Annotated in this window: 19 protein-coding genes and 1 tRNA gene; 2 read left to right on the forward strand and 18 right to left on the reverse strand. The window is 62.8% G+C overall.

The window, feature by feature from the left end:
• Positions 1-39 precede the first annotated feature (39 nt).
• The 15 genes from hisS to AEQU_RS09160 form a co-directional block, all read right to left on the reverse strand.
• A complete protein-coding gene (gene hisS / locus AEQU_RS09090) occupies positions 40-1,356 on the reverse strand; it encodes a histidine--tRNA ligase (protein ID WP_022740634.1) in 1,317 nt (438 codons plus the stop codon).
• 168 nt (positions 1,357-1,524) lie between these two features.
• Entirely contained in the window at positions 1,525-2,634 is a 1,110-nt protein-coding gene (gene leuB / locus AEQU_RS09095; RefSeq protein ID WP_022740635.1) for a 3-isopropylmalate dehydrogenase, read from the reverse strand.
• A 1-nt stretch (position 2,635) separates the two neighbouring features.
• Positions 2,636-3,136: a 3-isopropylmalate dehydratase small subunit gene (locus AEQU_RS09100; protein ID WP_022740636.1), complete on the reverse strand. Its 501-nt coding sequence runs from the start codon at positions 3,134-3,136 to the stop codon at positions 2,636-2,638.
• A gap of 11 nt (positions 3,137-3,147) precedes the next feature.
• Entirely contained in the window at positions 3,148-4,434 is a 1,287-nt protein-coding gene (gene leuC, locus AEQU_RS09105) for a 3-isopropylmalate dehydratase large subunit (protein ID WP_022740637.1), read from the reverse strand.
• A gap of 401 nt (positions 4,435-4,835) precedes the next feature.
• A complete protein-coding gene (locus AEQU_RS09110) occupies positions 4,836-5,738 on the reverse strand; it encodes a peptidoglycan-binding domain-containing protein (protein WP_022740638.1) in 903 nt (300 codons plus the stop codon).
• Between the two features lies 1 nt (position 5,739).
• Entirely contained in the window at positions 5,740-6,795 is a 1,056-nt protein-coding gene (locus tag AEQU_RS09115; protein WP_022740639.1) for a polyprenyl synthetase family protein, read from the reverse strand.
• Between the two features lie 170 nt (positions 6,796-6,965).
• Positions 6,966-7,271 (reverse strand): type II toxin-antitoxin system RelE/ParE family toxin, encoded by a 306-nt coding sequence (locus tag AEQU_RS09120; RefSeq protein WP_041714673.1) that lies wholly within the window; start codon positions 7,269-7,271, stop codon positions 6,966-6,968.
• Positions 7,261-7,500 (reverse strand): type II toxin-antitoxin system Phd/YefM family antitoxin, encoded by a 240-nt coding sequence (locus AEQU_RS12510; RefSeq protein ID WP_144079485.1) that lies wholly within the window; start codon positions 7,498-7,500, stop codon positions 7,261-7,263. Before AEQU_RS12510 ends, AEQU_RS09120 begins: the two co-directional genes overlap by 11 nt.
• A gap of 330 nt (positions 7,501-7,830) precedes the next feature.
• The gene (locus AEQU_RS09130; RefSeq protein WP_022740642.1) at positions 7,831-8,562 is read right to left on the reverse strand and encodes a hypothetical protein; all 732 of its coding nucleotides are present in this window, start codon (positions 8,560-8,562) and stop codon (positions 7,831-7,833) included.
• A 10-nt stretch (positions 8,563-8,572) separates the two neighbouring features.
• Complete coding sequence (locus AEQU_RS11940; RefSeq protein WP_051353420.1) at positions 8,573-9,319, reverse strand: TorD/DmsD family molecular chaperone; 747 nt, start codon at positions 9,317-9,319, stop codon at positions 8,573-8,575.
• 72 nt (positions 9,320-9,391) lie between these two features.
• A complete protein-coding gene (locus AEQU_RS09140) occupies positions 9,392-10,054 on the reverse strand; it encodes a 4Fe-4S dicluster domain-containing protein (protein WP_041714674.1) in 663 nt (220 codons plus the stop codon).
• A gap of 14 nt (positions 10,055-10,068) precedes the next feature.
• Positions 10,069-12,549, reverse strand: coding sequence for a molybdopterin-containing oxidoreductase family protein (locus tag AEQU_RS09145; RefSeq protein ID WP_022740645.1), 2,481 nt, complete (start codon positions 12,547-12,549; stop codon positions 10,069-10,071).
• Between the two features lie 309 nt (positions 12,550-12,858).
• Positions 12,859-14,217 carry an ATP-binding protein gene (locus AEQU_RS09150; RefSeq protein WP_022740646.1) on the reverse strand — a complete coding sequence of 453 codons (1,359 nt, stop codon included), beginning with the start codon at positions 14,215-14,217 and terminating at the stop codon, positions 12,859-12,861.
• A 180-nt stretch (positions 14,218-14,397) separates the two neighbouring features.
• Positions 14,398-15,108 carry a response regulator transcription factor gene (locus AEQU_RS09155; protein ID WP_022740647.1) on the reverse strand — a complete coding sequence of 237 codons (711 nt, stop codon included), beginning with the start codon at positions 15,106-15,108 and terminating at the stop codon, positions 14,398-14,400.
• An 85-nt stretch (positions 15,109-15,193) separates the two neighbouring features.
• Complete coding sequence (locus tag AEQU_RS09160; protein ID WP_022740648.1) at positions 15,194-16,909, reverse strand: ATP-binding protein; 1,716 nt, start codon at positions 16,907-16,909, stop codon at positions 15,194-15,196.
• 235 nt (positions 16,910-17,144) lie between these two features.
• Here AEQU_RS09160 and AEQU_RS11945 point away from each other — a divergent pair, with 235 nt between their 5' ends.
• On the forward strand, positions 17,145-17,816 hold the full coding sequence (locus tag AEQU_RS11945) for a sortase (RefSeq protein WP_022740649.1): 672 nt from the start codon (positions 17,145-17,147) through the stop codon (positions 17,814-17,816).
• 153 nt (positions 17,817-17,969) lie between these two features.
• Positions 17,970-18,052: transfer RNA gene (locus AEQU_RS09170), tRNA-Leu, on the forward strand.
• Here the strand turns inward: AEQU_RS09170 and AEQU_RS09175 are convergent.
• The 3 genes from AEQU_RS09175 to AEQU_RS09185 all read right to left on the reverse strand — a co-directional run bounded on the left by AEQU_RS09175 (position 18,053) and on the right by AEQU_RS09185 (position 20,447).
• Positions 18,053-19,003 (reverse strand): Ppx/GppA phosphatase family protein, encoded by a 951-nt coding sequence (locus AEQU_RS09175; RefSeq protein WP_022740650.1) that lies wholly within the window; start codon positions 19,001-19,003, stop codon positions 18,053-18,055. It lies immediately after the preceding tRNA gene.
• Between the two features lie 25 nt (positions 19,004-19,028).
• Entirely contained in the window at positions 19,029-19,967 is a 939-nt protein-coding gene (locus AEQU_RS09180; RefSeq protein WP_144079486.1) for an FtsB family cell division protein, read from the reverse strand.
• 99 nt (positions 19,968-20,066) lie between these two features.
• A complete protein-coding gene (locus AEQU_RS09185) occupies positions 20,067-20,447 on the reverse strand; it encodes a metal-dependent transcriptional regulator (protein WP_022740652.1) in 381 nt (126 codons plus the stop codon).
• Positions 20,448-20,531: the final 84 nt, after the last annotated feature.

The raw sequence follows: 20,531 nt of genomic DNA on the forward strand, positions 1-20,531 counted from the left end.
GCTCCCTCTTTGACGCCAGAAAGCAGAGCGAGAAAGTTCCTACAAAATCGCGCGACCCAGCTCGCCGACGACTTCTTCCAGGCACACCTTGGCCTCGGTGTGGGTGGCCATGTCGCGCAGAGTCACCTCACCCGCATCCAACTCGTCGGGGCCGAGGACGGCCACGCGGGCCGCACCCAGCTTGTCGGCCAGCTTGAACTGGCTCTTCAGCGAGCGCTTCTGGTGATCCATCTCGGTCGTGAAGCCGGCGTCGCGACATTCCTGCACGAGCGCGAAGGCTCGAGGACGCACGGAATCGTCGACGCAGGCCACGAACAGGTCGCACCTCTGGGCCCGCGGGAATTCCACGCCGGCCGCTTCCAGGGCCAGCACGCAGCGCTCGAAACCGAGCGCGAAGCCGAGGCCCGGTGTGGGACGGCCCCCCACCTCCTCGGCCAGCTTGTCGTAGCGCCCGCCGCCGCCGATGGCGTTCTGGGCGCCCATGCCGTTGTCCACCTGCACCTCGAACACCGTGCGGGTGTAGTAATCCAGGCCGCGCACGAGCTTGTAGTCCTCCTCGTAGACAACCCCGGCGCCATCGAGCAGAGTCTTCACCGCATCGTAGTGCTCGCGGCACTCGTCGCACAAGTGGTCGGTGATCTTCGGTGCATCAGCCATAATGGCCGCGCACTGGGGGTTCTTGCAGTCGAACGCCCGCAGCGGGTTCACCTCGGCGCGCGTCATGCAGGTGTCGCACAGCTCGTCGGCGTGCTCGTCCATGTAGGCGCGCACGAGCTCGCGGTAGGCCGGACGGCACTGCTCGCAGCCCATGGAGTTCAACAGAAGGCGCATGGAATCGCGCGGGATGCCCACCTTCTCGTAAAAGCACATGAGCATGATGATGGCTTCGGCATCGATCGTAGGCTCCTCGGCGCCCAGGCACTCCACACCCACCTGATTGAACTGGCGCTGACGCCCCTTCTGCGGGCGCTCGGCGCGGAACATCGGGCCTGCGTACATGAGCTTCGCCGGGGCCGCGCCCTGCGGCACCAAATCGTGCTGCACTACGGCGCGCACCACACCGGCCGTGCCCTCGGGGCGCAAGGACAGGCGGCTCTTCGCCTTCGGGGCCTTCCCCTCTTCCACCCAGCGACGCAGATTCTCACCGGAAATGGCCGTGAACATCTCCTTGGACACCACATCGGTGGCCTCGCCGATGCCGCGGACGAAGAGCTCGGTCTGCTCCATGATGGGCGTTTCGATGGGCAGATACCCGTAGGTGCCGAACACCTCGGCCGCCGTCTGCTTGAACTGATTCCAGAACAGCGCCTCGTCGGGCAGAAGATCGCGAGTCCCCTCGGGAGCGTTAATGGCCATGGTGATATCCTTTTTCGTCGACGGGGCTTTGCGGCCCTGGTAAGTGAAACTTCGGGTATTGTAACGCAGAAAGGACGACCCCGCAGGCCGCCCTTTCCCAATGGTTTTGCAAGTTTAATCCCAGCGGCGATGGCGGCGAGCCGACAGGCCGACGAAACGGGCGAGGCGCTACAGGTGCTCGACCACCAAGTCGCCCATCTTCGCGGTGCCCACAACCTTGTCGGCCGGGGTCTCGGCGTCCTTGATGTCGCCGGTGCGCCAGCCGGCATCCAGCACCTCGGTGACGGCACGGCGGATGTCGTCGGCGGCCTCGCCCATGCCGAAGCTGTAGCGCAGCATCATCTCCACGGAAAGGATCTGTGCCAGCGGGTTGGCGATACCGCGCCCGGCGATGTCCGGCGCGCTGCCGTGGCTCGGCTCGTACAGGGCCACGCCGTCGCCCAAAGAAGCGCTGGCGAGCATGCCCAGCGAGCCCGTGATCTGGGCGGCCTCGTCAGAGAGAATGTCGCCGAACATGTTCTCGGTCACCACCACGTCGAAATCGGCAGGGCGGTTGATGAGCTGCATGGCGGTGTTGTCCACCAGCAGGTCTTCCAGCTCCACATCGGCGTAGTCGGCGTCGTGCACGCGGTGCACGATCTCGCGCCACAGGCGGCTCGTCTCCAATACGTTGGCCTTGTCCACGCTCGTCACCTTCCCGCGACGCTTGCGGGCGATTTCGAAGGCCTGGCGGGCGATGCGCTCGATCTCGTACTCGGAGTACTCCAGCGTGTCGTAGGCGCGCTGGCCCGGCGCTCCGTTCACGCCGGCGGCCGGCTCGTCGTAGAAGCGCTCGCGGCGACCGAAGTACAAACCACCGGTGAGCTCGCGGACGATCATCATGTCCACGCCGTCGACGATCTCCGGGCGCAGCGTGGAGGCGTCGGCCAGAGCGTTGAAGATCTGCACGGGACGCAGGTTGGTGTACAGGCCCAGCTCCTTACGGATGCCCAAGAGCCCCTGCTCCGGACGCGGGGCGGCAGGATCGGTGGTGTCCCACTTAGGGCCGCCCACGGCAGCCAGCAGCACCGCGTCGGAGGCGCGGGCCGCATCCAGCGTCGCCGTCGGCAAGGGCTCGCCTGTCGCATCGATGGCCGCACCGCCGATGAGCGCGTCGGTGTGCTCGAAGGCGGTGTCGTACTTCGCACCCACGGCGTCCAGCACCTTCACGCCCTCGGCAATGATCTCCGGCCCGATGCCGTCGCCGGCCAATAAACAGATCTTGTAGGTAGTCGTCATGCTACGCGTCCTTTCCGAGCTTCTTCTGCCAGCGGGGCACGAGGCCTCCCGCGTTGATGATCTCCATGAGGAACGGCGGGAAGGGCTGGGCCGTGAAGGTCTCGCCCGTGGTCTCGTCGGTGATGGTGCCCGCATCGGCGTCCACGCTCACAACATCGCCGTTGCTGATGGCGTCCACGGCCTCGGGGCATTCCATAATGGCCAGCCCCGTGTTGATGGCGTTGCGGTAGAAGATGCGCGCGAAGCTCTTGGCGATGACCACGTCCACCCCGGCCGCCTTAATGGCGATGGGGGCGTGCTCGCGCGATGAGCCGCAACCGAAGTTCTCATCGGCCACGATGATGTCGCCGGGCTGCACGTTGTTCACGAATTCCGTGTCCAGATCCTCCAGGCAATGCTTCGCCAGCTCCACCGGATCGGAAGTGTTCAAATAGCGGGCGGGAATGATGACGTCAGTGTCGATGTCGCGCCCGTACCGGTGCACGGTTCCCTTGAATTTCATGGGGCTTCCTCCTACTCCGCCGCGTCCGCGACGGCTTCCAAATCTTCCGGAAGGCCGATGTGGCCGAGCACGGCCGAAGCGGCGGCCACGGCCGGCGAGGAGAGGTACACCTCGCTGGTGGGGTCGCCCATGCGGCCGACGAAGTTGCGGTTGGTGGTGGCGATGGCGCGCTCTCCGGCAGCGAGGATGCCCATGTAGCCGCCCAGGCACGGCCCGCAGGTGGGGGTGGACACGGCGCAGTGGGCGTCGATGAAGATGTCCATGAGCCCCTCGGCGATGCACTGCTGGTACACCTTCTGGGTGGCGGGGATGACGATACAGCGCACGTCCGGATGCACCGTGCGGCCCGCGAGCACGGCTGCGGCCTGGCGCATGTCGGCGAGGCGCCCGTTGGTGCAGCTGCCGATGACGGCCTGGTCGATCTTCACGTCGCGAGCCTCGGCCACCGGGCGCGTGTTGCTCGGCAGGTGCGGGAAGGCCACCGTCGGCACGATGTCGGCGGCGTCGATTTCGACGACCTGGGCGAACTGCGCGTCGTCGTCGGAATAGTAGGCGGTATAGGGCCGCTCGGCGCGCTCGTCCAGATAGGCGCGGGTCACATCGTCCACGGGGATAAGGCCCGCCTTGCCGCCGGCCTCGATAGCCATGTTCGAAATGGAGAGGCGCTCGTCCATCGGCATACTTTCGATGGCGCTGCCCGTGAACTCCATAGCCTTGTACAGGGCGCCATCCACGCCGATCATGCCGATGATGTGCAGGATGACGTCCTTGCCGGTGACGCCGGGGGCCAGCTCGCCGTTGATGACGAACTTGATGGTCTCGGGCACTTTGAACCAGGCCTTGCCCGTGGCCATGCCCACGCCGGCATCGGTGGAACCCACCCCCGTGGAGAACGCGCCCAGCGCGCCGTAGGTGCAGGTGTGGCTGTCGGCGCCGATGATGAGGTCGCCCGCGCCCACGACGCCCTGCTCCGGCAGAAGTGCGTGCTCCACGCCCATGCAGCCCACCTCGTAGTAGTGGATGATGCCCTGCTCGCGCACGAAATCGCGCACGATCTTGGCTTGCTCGGCGGACTTGATGTCCTTGTTGGGGGTGTAGTGGTCGGGCACGAGGGCGATCTTGGTCGGATCGAACACCTTGTCGGTGATCTCGCGAACGGTCTTGATGGCGATGGGGGCCGTGATGTCGTTGGCGAGCACCAGATCCAGATCGCATTCGATCAACTGGCCCGGTTCCACCTCATCCAGCCCCGCATGGGCGGCGAGAATCTTCTCCGCCATGGTCATGGGACGAGTCAAGGGATGCTCCTTTGCGCGCGGTAAACATTACTCTCAAACTCGGCTATTGTAGCACCGCGCGCTTTTCCGCTTTGTTTCCTCGCCCGCGAACACGGTAATTTCCACGCAAAAGCGCTCGTCGCCTTTTCCGGGTCTTTCAAACCCCTCTTTTCGGGATTTCGCCCGCGAATGCCACTTCGACCCCGAAATGGCCGATCCCGATCCCCCCCTTCTGCCATTTCTGCCCTCAACTGGCATTTTTCTGCCACTTGAGGCCCGGAATGACGCACCTCCATCCCGCAGGTCGACCATTTCGGGGTCGAACTGGCATTTAGTCCGGATAATCCGAAAATGCCGCATCTCCAATAGCGATAGTTCCGACAAGCGCAATCGATAGGCTCCCGCAGGAAGTCACCTGTCGTCTACTCCTGCAAGGCGGAGCAGAGGGCGTCGAGCAGCGTGATGGCGTAGTGCTGGGCGGAGCGCTCCGGGCCGGCCTCTAGCCACATGGTACCGGGGAGCAGCACCGACACGCGGGGCCAGCTCGCATCGCGGGCCACATCGACGGCCGAGGCCAAACGCAGCCCTAGCGTATCCTCTTCCGCATAGGACACCAACGGCACCCCGGCCTCGGCGTCCGTCGCGCTCAGCAGCACGTGCACGAGCATCATAGACGCGTCCGGCGGTACCGAGAGCGCGTCGGCGCTGATGATCTTGGAGGCGGGATTGGTGGCCTGAGCCACGTTCGACATACGCGAGGCCACGGCCCGAGAGAACTCATCGGTGCCGAACAGGCACACGGCGTTGCGCTCGAGCACATCGGCCGCACGGGCGAAGCCCAAATGGCGCACCGGGCTGTGAGTAGCTTCCTTGCCGACCCAGGAGTGGGCCAGGTTGCGCAGCGCCGCATAGGTGTAGGCGCCGGCGATGCCATCGGAGGGCAAACCCAAGTTCAGCTGGAAGCGACGGAGCGCCTCTTCGGTGTGAGCACCGAAGATGGCATCGCGGGTGCCGTAGAAGAACCCGAGCGCGCCCAGCGCTTGCTGCAGCTCAAGCACGTCGTGCCCGTGGAAGTAGGGCATGCGCAGATACAGCGTGCGGTCGCCCAGATTGTAGGTGGCGTCTACCAGCGCCGCCCACACCTTCTCGGTCACCTCTTCGCTCGGCGGGAGCGCCGAGGCAGCGAGGAACTCGGCCAAAGCGGCGGCGGTAGCGTCATCGAAAATGCCGGTGATGGCGTCCTCGGGAAGATGCCCGATGCGGGCCAGGCGCGTCTGCACGTCCTCGACGGCGGCGCCAGTGTCGTTTCTCTTGATAGGTTCCATGTTACTTCAACCTGTTCACGAACCAGTCGGCCATGGATACGAGCAAGTCGCGGTACTGCGAAGGGGGCAACGCCCCGGCCAACCGCGCCTTGGCATTCAGCGTCAGATCCTCGGCAAAGGTGCGGGCGTAATCGATGGACCCCGTCTCCTCCATGATGGCCACGGCCTCGGCGAGCACCTCCGGGTCGCGCTCCTTCGACGACAGGATCTCGACGAGACGCTCGCGCGCCTCGGGCGCCGCGTTCTGCAGGGCGTGCACCACAACCAGCGTGCGCTTGCCCTCGGTGATGTCGCTGCGGAAGTCCTTCTTCTTGGCCTCGTCGGTGCCCACGAGGTTCAGCAGATCGTCCTGAATTTGGAAGGCGAGGCCCGTGTCCAGACCGTAGCTGCGCAGGGCTTCCACGATCTCGTCGTCGGCGCCGCCCACAATGGCGCCCACGGCCAGGGGCACAGCACCCGAGTAGTGGGCCGTCTTGTGGATAGCCATGGTGAGGTAGTCCTCGGGCGTGATGTCGTAGCGCCCGTCGCGGGCCCAACCCAGATCGAGCGCCTGGCCCTCCACCGTGCGGCAGGTCATGGCGATGAGCTCCTTGATGACGCGCACCTTCACGGCGTCCTCCAGAAGCGGATCGTTCACCACCGGGCCGTTCACCATGGAAAGGGCCAAGTCCCCCATGTTGATGGCCAGCCCCAGCCCCTCGGTGAGGTGCAGGCAGGGCTCGCCGCGGCGCAGCTCGGCCTCGTCGGCGATGTCGTCGTGAATGAGAGCCGCGGAATGGAAATGCTCGATAGCCGCGGCGGCAGTGGCAGCGCGATCGGGATTGCCGCCCACGGCCAGGCAGGCCGCGAAGCAGATGAGCGGGCGGTGGCGCTTGCCCGCGTTCTCACTGTAATGGTAGAGCGGATCGTACAGGTAGCGATCCATATCCCCATGAGTCCCATGGGGAATGTAACTGTTGATCAGCTCCCCGACCGGATCGGCATAAGCTTTCAAATAGTCTTCGAACGTGACGGGCGTCTCTTCGACGCTGGCGAGGATTTCTGAGATGTTCTTCATAGCGCTTTCTTGCCAGAGGGCGGTCGTTTCAGCATCGAACCATAATACCACGGGCTCACGGCCCCGCACCGCGCGATCAGCCCACCGACAAGAATGTAAGATTTGACGGCGAGGGCAAACAGCCGGCCGCCAATCAACTTCTTTCCGCAGGGGCATTCGAGCAGCACTTCCTACAAAAGACGGGTGTAATCCCGCGAGCGATGGATAATGCGACAGACGACTATCTGCCCATCCGCCACCTTGTACAGCACAAGATAGTTCTTCACAGGAGCGCACCGGTAACCCAGCTCTGCTAGCTCAGGAACGCGAGAAAGGCCATACAACTCGGGAGTCTCCGTCACGAGGCTCACCTGCTTGTCGAATTCCTCCATAAAATTCCGCGCAGCCTGCTTGCTCTGCAACACGCCGACGAGATATCCGACGATATCGCGGTACTCCTGCTGAGCCTCGGCCAATATGGCCTTCCTATAGGCCATATTCTTCCCTCACCGCAGCAGCAAAGTCATCGTAGTCGTCATAAGTCCCCGCCGCCAACTCGCGCTCGGCCCTCATGACATGAGACAGCAGGCGTGCCCGCACCACCTCGTCTTGCATAGCGCGATACTGCTCTTCGCTGAGACAGTGGAATACCTCGCAGCCGTTCTTCGTCACCGTCACATCGCGCTCACGCTCGACGAGTTCGGCGAACTCGGCCGTATTCTTCATGCTTCTTACGGGAACGCACACTGACATAAAGACTCCCTTCATAGCGTGGCCTAATTGTACCACACCCACGAAAGGCTTCATGGCGGCCGTCATCGCCGCCCCCGTTGCCAGACCACTCTCACCATATCTCATTGCCCACCAACTTTCTTCGGAATCGCTTTGCTAGCTCTTTCGATAAAGGAGCCTAACAGAGCCGAACCGCAGAAATGACGCGGGAAAGTCCCGTTTCGTTCCTCGCGCCGACCGCAATCGAGTCGCAACCATGAACCACGCGAGCCCCAGCCGAAAATGCCAGGGCCCGCTCTTGGGAGACTATTCGGTTCGCAGCAGCTAGGCGGCGCAATCTCTGGCCTCAAGATCGTCGACCGGCGCAGTGGCCGAGACGCCTACCGCAGCAACGACGCGTCGGTCGATGAGCGCCCGGCGCACCCGCAGCACGGCGTAGGCACCGAAGACCACCGTGTACACCGCCACAGTGACCAGCGCCGCCTCGCCGCCGCGGCTCGCAGCCGGCGCGAGCATCAGCATCAGGTGCACGTACACCAAACCGAAGAACACGTAGGCCCACCGCTGCAGACGCTTCCAGCTTTCGGTGCGCATATGCTTTTTCACGAAGCCGAACGACGTCACGCCGAGCACCAACAGCAGAACAAGCAGCGCCAGCGCCACCACCAAAGCACTCAGCACGTTCGCCCCCATCGCGCCCCCGAGCCGCGGAGCATAGGAGGCCAGATACACCGCCATATGTCCGCAGGCCAGAATGCACGCGAGGATGGAAAGCTCCGCACGCACCGGCTTCAGCCACTGGTGAACCCGAGAGCCTTTCGCGAACACACCGATGTACATAACCACCACGAACAGCGCCAGCGACAGCATGCACTTGCCCATAAGCAGCGTGAGCGGACTCATCACCGCGCGCGGCAGCAGCCCCTCAATACCCGCGATATACGCCACATCCGCCACCACGGCCAGGGCGTAGAACGCCACGGGCCACTTATGCAACGGCTGCCGCAGCGCGAGCACAGCAACAATAGTCGCCACGAGAACCATAAGAAACGTCACGGACTACCCCTTACCTTTGTTGCAGGCCCTCGCGCTCATTGAGCGCGGCCAGCAGAAGATGCCCGTAAGCAGCGAGTGCGCCATAGAAGCGCTTGGTTACGACATCGATCTTTCCTGTCTCAGCGAGACGATCGACCTCTTCGGCGGTGCGCTTGAAGAAATCCGGCATCCACTGGGAGACGTGCGCGCAAACGAAATCCGCAGACCGATCCCGCCAGAGCGCCGCGCTTTCCTCGTCGCCCTCACGCAGCGCCTTCGCCTCGCTGCCGATCAGAAACGAAAGAAACGCCCATTCGTTCCAGACGCTATCGCAAGGCTCAGTCTCGGCATCCTTCGGGAGGACGCCACTCTCGCGCATAGTCCGCTCGACGCGCAGGGTCAGCGCTGAGCGAAACAGCGCCGGCTCCCCAGGTACGCCCGCACGCACATGGATAAACGCGCTCTCATAGGGAAAGACAGCCACCCCGCTTCCCTGGCGAACGTAGAGGAGCGACCACGCTCGTCGAAGGGCGCTGCACAAGGCGTCTACCTCCTCGTTCCCAACGCACCCGAACCCTTCACAGAGTATCTCGACAGCGTCTCCTTGCCCGTCGCCGTGCTCTGAGACGATATCTCGCGCGCAGCCTATTGCATCGTCACGTACCAGCCCACTTGTCACGGCCAAAGCCAAATCGCTATCGGGAAAACGCGTCAAGGCACCCATCAGCTCGCAGCCATCGGCCAAACCGATCGTCTCTCTCATATTTCCCGCACCCACGAAGCCTCCTTGCAAAGAGGCGGGCACCGCACCCATCGACACCCGCCTTACGTACCGCCTTAACGCCGGCGTCTACTTCAAGTAGTAGACGTTTGGACTTGTCCCCGCCGACTCCATCATAAGATGGAAGTCGCGACCTTCGATAGCCTTCGATACCGCAGAATCGGGATCATCGAGATCGCCCCAATAGCGGGCACGCCCTGGGCACAACTGCATACAAGCCGGCTCCTCCCCCCGATCGATGAGATTCTTACAGAACGTGCACTTCTCCACCGTGCCGGGCGTATGGGGCGGCGCATCGAACTCGCCGACCTCAACCTCAAGATAATACTCAGGGTTGTCGCTAATCAAACTGCGAACACCCTCGTAGGGACAAGCCTTGATGCACGACTCACACCCAATGCACAGATCAGTATCGACGAACACGATACCGTCTTCTCGCTGCTGGGTCGCGCCGGTGGGGCACGCGCTCAGGCAAGCAGGCTCCGCGCAATGCTGGCACTGCATAGGCAGGAAGTTCAGCGTGCAATTGGGGAAGGTGCCGCCAGCGTTGTCGTTGGCAAGAGCGCCGCGCGACACGGCGGTGCCAATGCTGTCAAAATCGTCATCGCCTTTGGTGTACACAACGTTGTACGTCAGCTCCTTCGGCAGATTGTTCGCCATTTTGCACGCCGCAGCGCACGCCTGGCATCCAATGCAACGACGAAGGTCGATCGCCATTCCGTATCGAGTCATCTATCTCAGCCTCCCTAGAGCTTCTCAATGGCCACAGCGCAGTCGAAATAGGACTGGTTTCTGCAAGCCTGGTTGTAGTCGTTGAAGGTCGTGCGGGCAAGATCACCGTCAATGTGCTCACGGGTCAGGAAGCTGCGCGGGCAATGAACCGCTTTGCGCTGCTGACCGGGATTAAGAACAGCCAGCATGGTAACCGAACCGCGATCATTGTAGAGGCGAATGGTGTCCCCCTCTTCGATGCCGAGCTCGGCGGCGTCTTCCGGATTGATGCGGCAAACTGGCGCGGCCTCGAACTCCTTCAGATAGTCCACGTCGTACCACTGAGTATGAGCGCGGGTGCGCATATGCTCACAGCAAATGGTGAAGGGGAACTTCTCGCGAATGGGATTGGAGAGATCGGCCTCGCGAGCCGGCTCCCAGAACACGGACAACTTCTCTTTCTCCAAATCCAATTCCTGGCCCATATTGTAGTCGGGCTGCGGCGCCTCGCGGTAAAACATGGCGCGTCCCGTGGCGGTTCCAAAAACGCCGCCCTCGAAGGCGATAGTGGGATCGTTGTCGCAGCGCAGGTAATTCTTCTCGCGAATCTTGTCGATGGTGATCCCCTTTTCCTGCCCATAGGGGGTGGAGAGGACAACGTTCAGATACTCGTCGGCGGTGAACTGGAAGAAGTCACCGTACCCCATAGCCTCGGCGATGAGCTTGTATATCTCAAAATCGGGCTTGCTTTCGTACAGCGGCTCGACGGCCTTCTCGTTCCACAGCAGATAGGGGTTGCAGTAGTAGCGCACGCGCAAATCCTCGGTCTCGAACCAATGGCAAGCGGGCAGCAGGATATCGGCATACAGCGCGGTATCGTTCATGGTCATATCCTGGATGACGATGAACTCGATCGCGTTCATGAGCTCCAAAGTCTTGTTCTGATCCGTTTGATTCGAAACAACGTTAGTGCAAGAGGCATAGAAAGACTTGATGGGGAAGTCCTCGCCAAGCTTTTTGCCCGTGGGCACGATGTTATTGCAGAAGTCGGTCCAGTTGAGAATGGCGCCGACGCCTTGGGGAACTTCGCCCGTGGCGCTCGGCATCGTAATGCAGGCCTGCACGTTGCCCTCTCCAAAGTTCGGCTCGCCGGTGAACAGACCCGAACCCGACCGACCCATCTGGCCGGACACGAGCAAGAGAGAATTGACGCATTTCGAGCTGTACATGCCGTTGTTGTAGTGGTTCAGGCCGAACTTCATGTCCGTCTGAACATCGCCTTCTTGCGTGTAAAGGTGCGCGAGATGCTGAATGTCCTCAACGCTCACACCAGTCACTTCAGAAGTGTGCTCCAGCGTCCACGGCTCAACAGCTTCCCGAATCATCTCCATTTCTGTGCGCACCGCGATGCCCTCGATCGGAGCCACGCCGCCAAGCGCGGGCTTAGTGGCCTGGGCCAGAGGCACGGCGCTGGAGCTCGCCTCATCCCACACTACATACGGGTCGACGGGAATCTCTTGGCCCTGAGCATTAGTAGTGGTCTCAGTTGGCTCCACGCCCAAATCGCTCATGCGCAAGAACATACCGTCTTCCTTGATCAGCAGGGGCGCCTCGGTGTGGTCGCGCAGGAAATCAGTCGCCTCCCAACCTTGCTCGAAGATCTCGCGAATAGCACCGAGCGCCAAAGCGCCATCAGTAGCCGGATGAACAGGGATGAACCAGTCGGACTTCGAGGCCATGGTGCGATAAGCGATGTCGATAACAACAAGTTCAGTGCCGGCGTCACGGGCTTCGAGGAAGAAGTGAGCGAGCTGCTTCTGGGACACTGCCGTGTCACCACCCCAAATCACATGGTGTTTGGCGTTGATGGCGTCTGATGAGCGATTGCCGTAGGGGCCAGCTCCGAACATGTAGGCCCAGGACATCGGCGTAGCGATATCGCGATCCGGCAGGACCCGGCTCGCACCCATGACATTCAGAAGTCGGGCCATGACAGAACCTTCCGGCGCACCGCCGCCGAGCGTACCAGTGTTGCCGCTGCCCAAGAAGAACGCAATGGACGTGGGGCCGAACTCTTCCCGATAGCTCTTCCATTTCTCAGCGATTTCAGCAATCGCCTCATCCCAGGTGATACGCTCGAACTCCCCGCTTCCGCGCTCGCCCACGCGACGCATGGGGTACTGCAAACGCTCGGAGCTGTACACGCGAGCGGGCTGGACAAGGCCCTTCGGGCAAATACGATCGAACTCGGGGCCGTCATCGAAGTGACCCGCTGTCGTACGAACCACGCGACCATCGCGCACATGAACATTCAGATAGCAGCCCTGACCGCACTGGGCACGGCATGCGCCCGCATAGATCTGGGTCTCCGGAACCTCCACCGGCTCCTCGCCCGTTTCCGCCAGCGTCTCCTTGGCGGGAGCACAACCGACAAGCGCGCCGGTTGCCGTCAGTGCGGCCGCCCCCTTGATGAAGTTTCTGCGCGAGAAACTCATGCCCGTTTTCGATTCGGTCATGTTCTGACTCCTCTCTCTCCCTCGCGGGCTCGGACGACGCGACGCAGGGGAGGGGTCGTAGCGTCACGTCGTTCGAGCAGGAAAAGTCTCCTCGTTGGACTTTTCGATGTTCCCATTCTGCCCAAGCCCCCGATTAATAGCGATACGCCGTGCCTAAGCTTTGCGTTAAGTTGACCTTAACCGGAGATTAAGACGTCAATCGGCAATGGTTTTGATCAGGGCGTTTTAGGATTTGGCGTCGTTTTACTTTAGGATTTGGCACTCGGTACAACTCGCGCGACCCGAGCGACCCAGCATACCCAACGGCACCTAAATCTTTGGCAACGTCACCTTCGGCAGCTCTGCCTCGGGAAGCAGAACCTCTTCAAGGCAAAACTGCGCGTACCATGGCAGATAAACAACCTTCTCATCCACTTCGATGTTCAAGCGAGACAGCACGATGCCTCGAGGGATACCGAACTCTTCCGAGGCCAGCAGCTTATCGAGGGCCGCATGGGCTCGCACGCTCGCACCTGATTTCACTTCCAGAGGCACCACTTCCCCGGCACGGCCCTCCGTTAGAAAGTCGACCTCTCCCCTCTTGCGGCTCATGGAGTAGTACAACGGATAGCCGGCCGCCACCAGCTGCTGGGCGACGACGTTCTCGAACACAGCGCCTTGGTTCACCTGGCGCTCGTCGAAATACACGGCTCGCGCAAGACTTTGAGGATAGCGACTCACCAGCATGCCGGTATCGGACTCGTACAACTTGAACAGCCCCGGCCGCTCGGTTGCCTTCAGAGGCGCCTTCGGATCGGTCACTTGATCGCATTTGAGCGCCACCCCCGCCGACGTGAGCCAAACGAAATCCTTCCGATAGCTCTCGTAGCGAGCCTCGTCATCGATGGAGTTAAGCACAAAACGCCTCGTACCGCTATCAAGCTGCAGGGGCAGCTCATCGAAGATGGACTCTACATTCAGCGCCCGCGCACCCGCGTACTTCTTGATGTCGTGACGGTAGCTTTCCACCAGCTCGTCTTGAAGGACTCGAACCGCCGCCAAGTCGCCGCGCTTGTCGGCAAACTCCTGAATGGCGCCGGGCATACCGCCCACCACCACATAGGTGCGGAAGTAGGACAGAAGCGCATCGTGAAGATAATCGGGCACAGGCTGCAGCGCGCGGCAAGAGGTGCGCACTGTTTCTAAACCCTCGCGGCTCACCCCGACAGCCCAGCAGAACTCCTCGAAATCCATCGGATGCATGACCAGCTCCGTCACGAAGCCCACGGGATACGAGCGCACTTTCCGCAACTCGGTTCCCAGCATCGAGCCAGAGAAGGCGTAGTGGAACCGCCCGTCTTCCACAAGAAACTTTGCCATGGTGATGATATCGGGAAGCTCCTGTATCTCGTCAATGAAAATGAGCGTCCTCCCCGGTTCGAGGGGCGATGCGGCCATCAGCGAAATCCGACTTAAAAGCTCCTCGGTGTTCCGGGCATTGGCAAGCGCCTCCTTCGCGGCAGGATCGCTGTAGAGGTTCACTTCCACAAACACGTCGTAGCAGGTTTCGCCGAGATGGCGCACCAGCGTACTTTTACCGATTTGGCGCGCGCCGCGCACCAGAAGAGCCGTGCGGTCGGCCGACCTGTGCCACCGGAGCATTTTTTCGTAAGCCTTGCGCTCGAACATAACGCCCTCCTTCGCCTATTCTGTAGCGGCGATTCCTGCTTTTCCAAGCATCATTCTACGTTATGCAGAAATTTTTCGAGTCAAAATCCTACATTATGCAAAGATTTATTTGAATCAACCCCTACATTATGCAAAAATTTCTCAATCTGAGCCAAATTGAGACTCGCGCCGAAATCGCCGCTATCCCAAGGTGTCGGCCATTTTGTAGCCGACGCGCTGGACGGTCAGCAGGTACTTGGGCTCGCTGGGGTTCTCCTCTATCTTCTCGCGGATCTTGCGCACGAACACGGTGATGGAGTTCGAATGCGCGTCCACCTCTCCTTCGCCCCAGATGTACTCCTGAATCTGGCTGCGGGTGAACACCTTGCCCGGGTGTGTCGCCAGAAAGGCCACGATCTCGAACTCCTTGGTGGTCAAGTTCGCAGGCCGGCCGCCCACAAGTACCTGGTACTCGTCGAAGCGCACCTCCAAGTCGCCGATGGTCACCGATCCGTCGCGGGCCGTGCAGCGGGCGAACTCGATGGTGTCCTTGTGGCGGCGGATGTGGGCCTCGATGCGCAGGATGAGCTCGGTGGCGTCGAAGGGTTTGGTCACGTAGTCGTCGCCCCCGGCCCGAAACCCGATGGACTTGTCCACGATGTCGTTTTTCGCCGATAGGAAGATGATGGGAATGCGCCGCTCCTCGGCGCGGATGCGCGTGCACAAGTCGAACCCGTTCATGCCCGGCAGCATGACGTCCAAAAGCAGCAGGTCCGGCTTCTCGGTGGCGAGCATCTCCAGCCCCGACTCTGCGTCGGTGGCCCCGCAGTACTCGTAGCCGCTCTTCGTGAGCAGCTTCTCGATGGCCATATGCAGGCTCTTCTCGTCGTCGATGAGCATCACCTTGTACACAGCCGCCTCCTCGTCTCTCGTGCTACGCGGCCCCAGGGCGCCGCCGCGCCGGCCACTTACCGACCGGCACCCTCGCCCGGCCCGCTTATTCGTCCTCGTCCAACTCTACCACGGCCGCGGCGGGAATGCGCACGGTGAACGCGCTTCCCTCCCCCAGCACGCTTTCCACCGTCACCGTATACCCCTGGGCCACCGCGTACTCGCGCACGAGCGCGAGCCCCAGCCCGCTACCGCTGTAGATGCGCGTCGCCGAGCTGTCCACCTGGAAGAACCGCTCGAAGATGCGCTCCTGGTTCTCCGACGCGATGCCGATGCCGTTATCGGACACCGTCACCAGCACATCCCCCGTGGCCTCCTCGCGCACGGCGGCGATGGCCACGGTGCCCCCGGCCGGCGTGAACTTCACCGCATTGCTGCCCAAGTTCTCCAGAATGCGCAGCATCTTCTCGTAATCGCCGGAAACGAGCGGCACGTCCGGCGCCACCGTCGTTGTCAGCATCACCCGCGCCCCCACGGCCAGAGGGCCGATAGTCCCCTGAGCCGAAGCGACGATGTCGCCCAAGTCCATCAGCTCCATGGACACCGCCATGGCCCCCGCGTCCGACCGCGCGATGTCCAGCATGTCGTTGATCATCCCCAGAAGCACCGAGCTGGACTTGCGCACCTCCTCCCAGCTGCGCCGCTCCTCCGCATCAGCCCCACCCGATTCCAACGCAATCTGCGCCAGCGTGATGATGGAGGTGAGCGGGGTGCGCAGCTCGTGGTTCACCATGGAGAGCAAATCGCTCTTCACCTGGGACTCCTTCGCCAGCTTCTCGCTTAAGGCCTCCAGGCTGTCGCGCTGGGCGGCCAGCTCCTCGTTGGCGCGGCGCAAGTCCTGGGTACGCGCCTCCACCTGCTCTTCCAGCCCCCCATAGGTGATGCGCAGCTCGCGGGCCATGGCGTTGAAGCGGTCGATAAGACTCGCCATCTCCCGCGCCGTGCCCGCATCGTCCATGGATTGCGCGAGCCGGCCCTCGCCCACTTCCCCGAAGGCCCGCTTCATGGCCTCCAGCGGGCGCAGCACGAACACGGTCATGAGCCCGAAGACCACCAGTCCGATGAAGGTGGCCAGAAGCAGGAAGAATCCCACGTCACGGATGACGTTCTCGCGCAGGGCCTGGTACTGCTGCTCCAGCGGAATGACGATGCTGATGGCGCCGCCGATGGAATCCAGCGTCCAGCCCTCCTTCGGAAACCCGGTGATGTCGATCTCCCCGGCCGGTTCGCCATGGCACTCAAGGCAGCTCTCGTTTACCCTGAGCGCCTGCACATAGCGGAACTGCGCGGCGCCGTTGTCGGCCGAAGTTTGGGCGCGGTCGACCTCGGCCGGGTCGTCGCTCACAATGCGGAAGAACTCCTGAGTGTCCTTTTGCTCGTTGAACAGGGCCAGCGCCTCGGTTTCGAAGGCATCGGGCTTGTCCTGAGCCCGGCGCGGCTCGAAGTTCGTGTAGCGGATGGAGTAGTTGTTGCCCGCCGAGAAGATGGCGCCGACGCTCTTGCCGACGATGGCGCAGTGCAGCCCCTTGAACTCGTAGACGCCCGTCGTTGTGTTGTTGATGGTGTGCTGGGAGTTGTCCATGAACTCCCACACGGCGTCCATCTCGCGCGCGAAGGTGCGCGCCTCCTCGGCGAGCGAGTCCTCCATGTTCTGGGTTTGCATGCGGATGTCGAAGAGCGTGAACACCGCGGTGGCCACCACGAACACGAAGGTGAGCACGAGCAGCGATACCACTCGCAAGCTGATATTGCGTATCCTCATGGCCACCCCCTCGCACCGACAAGATTCTCCAAGTTCCCATGGTAACCCGACGCCTGTGCACCGCAGCCTAAGTTTTGCCTAAGCTTTCGATTAACAGGATATTAAGGGATGAGGGGTGGAAATCTTGACGGGAAGTCGATAAAGTGAGGGCAAAAGCTTCGGCGCGCTCCTTGTTCCCTGTCGGCGGCGCGCATCGGGGCTGCACCGAGAAAGCATCGTGGAAAGGAAGAGCCTCGTGAGCCTTCGCCCCCTCCTCGCATCGCGAAAGGCAGCCAGGGCCTTTGCCCTGGTTCTCGCGGTGTGCCTGGGGCTGTCCATCATGCTGGGAGCCGCCGCGCCCGAAAGCGATGCCGACGAGGTGCCGCCCTTCCGCTTCACGGGGCGCATGGGCCAGGGCGTGTGCGACACCTTGTGGGTGTGGGCCCACCACCTTGATGAGGCCCGCCAGGATGTGCTCACCGAGCAATCCCTGCAGGCAGCGCGCCGGGCCGAGCCCGCACCTTCGGCCGACGACGACAGAACGCCCAATGCCGCAAGCAGCCTCATCTGCTTCCTCGGCGAGGAAGTGCCCTATCGCCAGGGCGAGCCAGCCGACATCACCGCGCCCGACGGCTACGCCAGCACCTGGGTGGGCACCGGGTGCGTCTCCGACAACGCGAACACCTACTTTATCGGCCACAACCCCGGCGTCTTCGAGCGCGTCATGGATTTGGAAATCGGCGACAAGATCACCGTGTTCGACGACGACGGCGCCTCGCGTACCTACTACGTGTTCGACACGCTCTTTCTGCCCAACGGGTCGAACTACTTCGTCTACGAGGGCCGCATCGCGCCGACCGGCGAGACCATCACCCTGCAGACCTGCACCGGAGACAACCAGCGGGTGCGCTGCGTCATGGCCCGCTAGGGGCGACGGGCGCGAGCCCCGCGCGGCTTGGCGGAAGCAGAGGACAGCAGAGACGCGCGCCATTGGAGACGTCCGGCGCGAACCTCGCGCGACGCTCCCCTCGGTCGTGGTATCATGCGTACATTCGTCGTCATCGGACGGCACTCGATGCGCGGGGGCGTGGCGGAATTGGCATACGCAGCGGACTTAAAATCCGCCTCTTCGGATTGTGGGTTCGAGTCCCACCGCCCCTACCATCAATCTTCCCGGGCGGCCTCGAAGATCATGCCGTGGAGGATGTCCGATTCGCTGGCCGTGTAGGCGTCGGCGCCGGCCAGAGCCAGCACCTCTTCCAAAATGACGAATCCGGCCACGATGACGCCGGCGCGCTTCGGGTCGAGGCCCACCGTAGCCTTGCGCTCTTCCAGCGGCTCGGCGGCCAGACGTTCCTCGATGGCCGCAAGCTCTCCAGCAGCGACAACGGCCTTGTGCACGCGGGAGGAATCGTAGACCTCCATGGCCTCGCGGATGCTCACGACGCTCGTGGCCGTGCCGGCCACGGCCACCACGCGGTCGATGGCGAACCCGGCGGTGGCCAAGCCTTCGAAATACGGCGCCATGGTCATGCGAATCCACTGACGGGCCGCATCCATCTGGTCTGGCGTCGGCGGATCGTCGCGGAAGAACCGCTCCGTCACGCGACGGCACCCGATGTTGAAGGAATGGGAAGCAACGGGATCCTCGCCGAAGCTCCCGGCGACCACCTCCGTCGAGCCGCCGCCGATATCGACGACGAGCAGGTTCTCGCCGGGGAAATCGCTGGAGGCGCCCAAGAAGGTGAGCTGCGCCTCGCGGGAGCCGGGGATCACCGCCAACGTGACGCCGCGCTCTGCCAAGCGGGCCGCGAACTCAGGGCCGTTGGCCGCATCGCGGGAGGCTGAGGTGGCCATGGCGATGAGCCGGCGCACCGGATGCTCGGGGGTATCGTAGCGCGCGAGCACCTCCAAGTAGCGATCCACGCAGGCGAGCACCCGCTCGATAGCCGCCTCGGACAGGCGCCCCGTAGCGTCCACGCCCACGCCTAGATCGGTGATGGCGTACTCCTTGTCCACGTCGATGATGCGTCCGTCCTCCACGTCCGCCACAAGAAGACGGCAGGTCACCGTCCCGATATCCAGGGCTCCATAGCGCCCATCAGCGTACGTCATATCGTGCTCCTGTCGATGTTCAACCTTATTCCACGCCGAAGAGGGGGTCGAGGAGATCCGAGTACCAGGTGTCGGGGGCGGTGATGTCCTCGGAAACGATGTTGCCGCGGAACTCGGAGGCCTCGTCTTTCTCGTCCAGCCCGCTCACGGACACGGCGTGCTCGCCCTCGTGCACCCAGCCGAGCTGCGTGCGGGCCGCGTCCTCGATGCCGGCCTCGGTGGAAAGGGCATCCACCGACGCCTCAATGGCGGCGTTGCGCTCCGTGACGGCCTCGTACTCGGCGGCGAGGCGGTCTCGCTCGCGGATGTCCTGATAGAGCTGCTGGGCCGGCCCGTAGAGGAAAGCCGCCCCCAGCCCCAGGCACAGAACCGCGGCGCAGGTGACGATGAAGGGCGCCCGAGTAAAAAAAGGAGCTTTTGCCTCGGGCATCTTGACGCGCCCGGAGGCGCCCGATTCCTTCTGCTGCATCCGAGACGAACGGCGGTGCGACGAGCCCATCTCGCCTTTGTACACGGCGGCGCGCGGACCGGCTTGGGAGGCGTCCGAGGGCTTGCCGGCCTCGTACTGGCGATAGTAGGCGCGACCCGCCCGCTCTTTCGCGCGCTGGCGGCGCTTCTTGCCGAACCGGGAGGTCAGGCGGCCCAAGGGCCCCAAGGGGGCTTCCAGCTCCTCGTCGTCGACATCTGCGGCGCGCACGGCCCCGCGCGATTCCAAAGAGCCCGGCCCGCGGTGGGCGTCGCTCATGGAAAGGGGCGCGTAGCGAGAACCGGATGCCGGCGCGGCGAACGACCGGGCCGAAGAGCGCCCGGCGCTTGCGTCTCGACCGGTCACGCGCACCTCGAAATCCGGGTCGTCGGCGAAGCGGCCGGCATGGGCGCGCACAGGCGGCGTCTGGCGCGCACGACGATCCGACGCAACGCGTCGCGCTGTGTCGAAGGAAACGATATTCGCCTGTCGTGGCACGGGAGTTCGCTCGTCCTTTCGCTGCCGGGGTTCGTTTCTGGTGCGGGTAGTCAGTCGAAAGCGGGTAGATTATCGGTCAGGCGCCGAGGCGCCCCTTGCTCACAAGTCGAGGCTACGGACGAACGCGCCCCATTTCTCGAAGGAGGCATCGCTGATGGCGTGTTCCATCTGGCAGGCCTCGACTTCCGCCACCTCGGGTTCGATCCCCAAGGCCTTGGTCAGAAAGTCGAAGAGCATGCGATGGCGGTCGAGCACCGACCGACCGTAGGCGTAGCCCGCCTCGGTCAGCGTGATGTCGCCGTAGTGCGGTTGCACGACCAGCTCCTGCTCCTTCAGAGCGGAGATGGCCTTGTTCACCGACGCTTTGGAAACGCCCAGCTTGTTGGCCACATCCACCGAGCGCACGGGCGCGTCGGTCGTGCCGCCCAGCATGACGATGGCCTCGAGGTAATCCTCGTGGGACATGGACGTTTTCACCACAGCAATCTCCTTATCGAACAAGTCAGATCATCATAGCACGGCGCGCGAAGAAAAAAGAGGCTCGGAGCCGAAACTTCCGAGCCT

It is taken from the genome of Adlercreutzia equolifaciens DSM 19450 (assembly GCF_000478885.1).
Lineage (GTDB): Bacteria > Actinomycetota > Coriobacteriia > Coriobacteriales > Eggerthellaceae > Adlercreutzia > Adlercreutzia equolifaciens.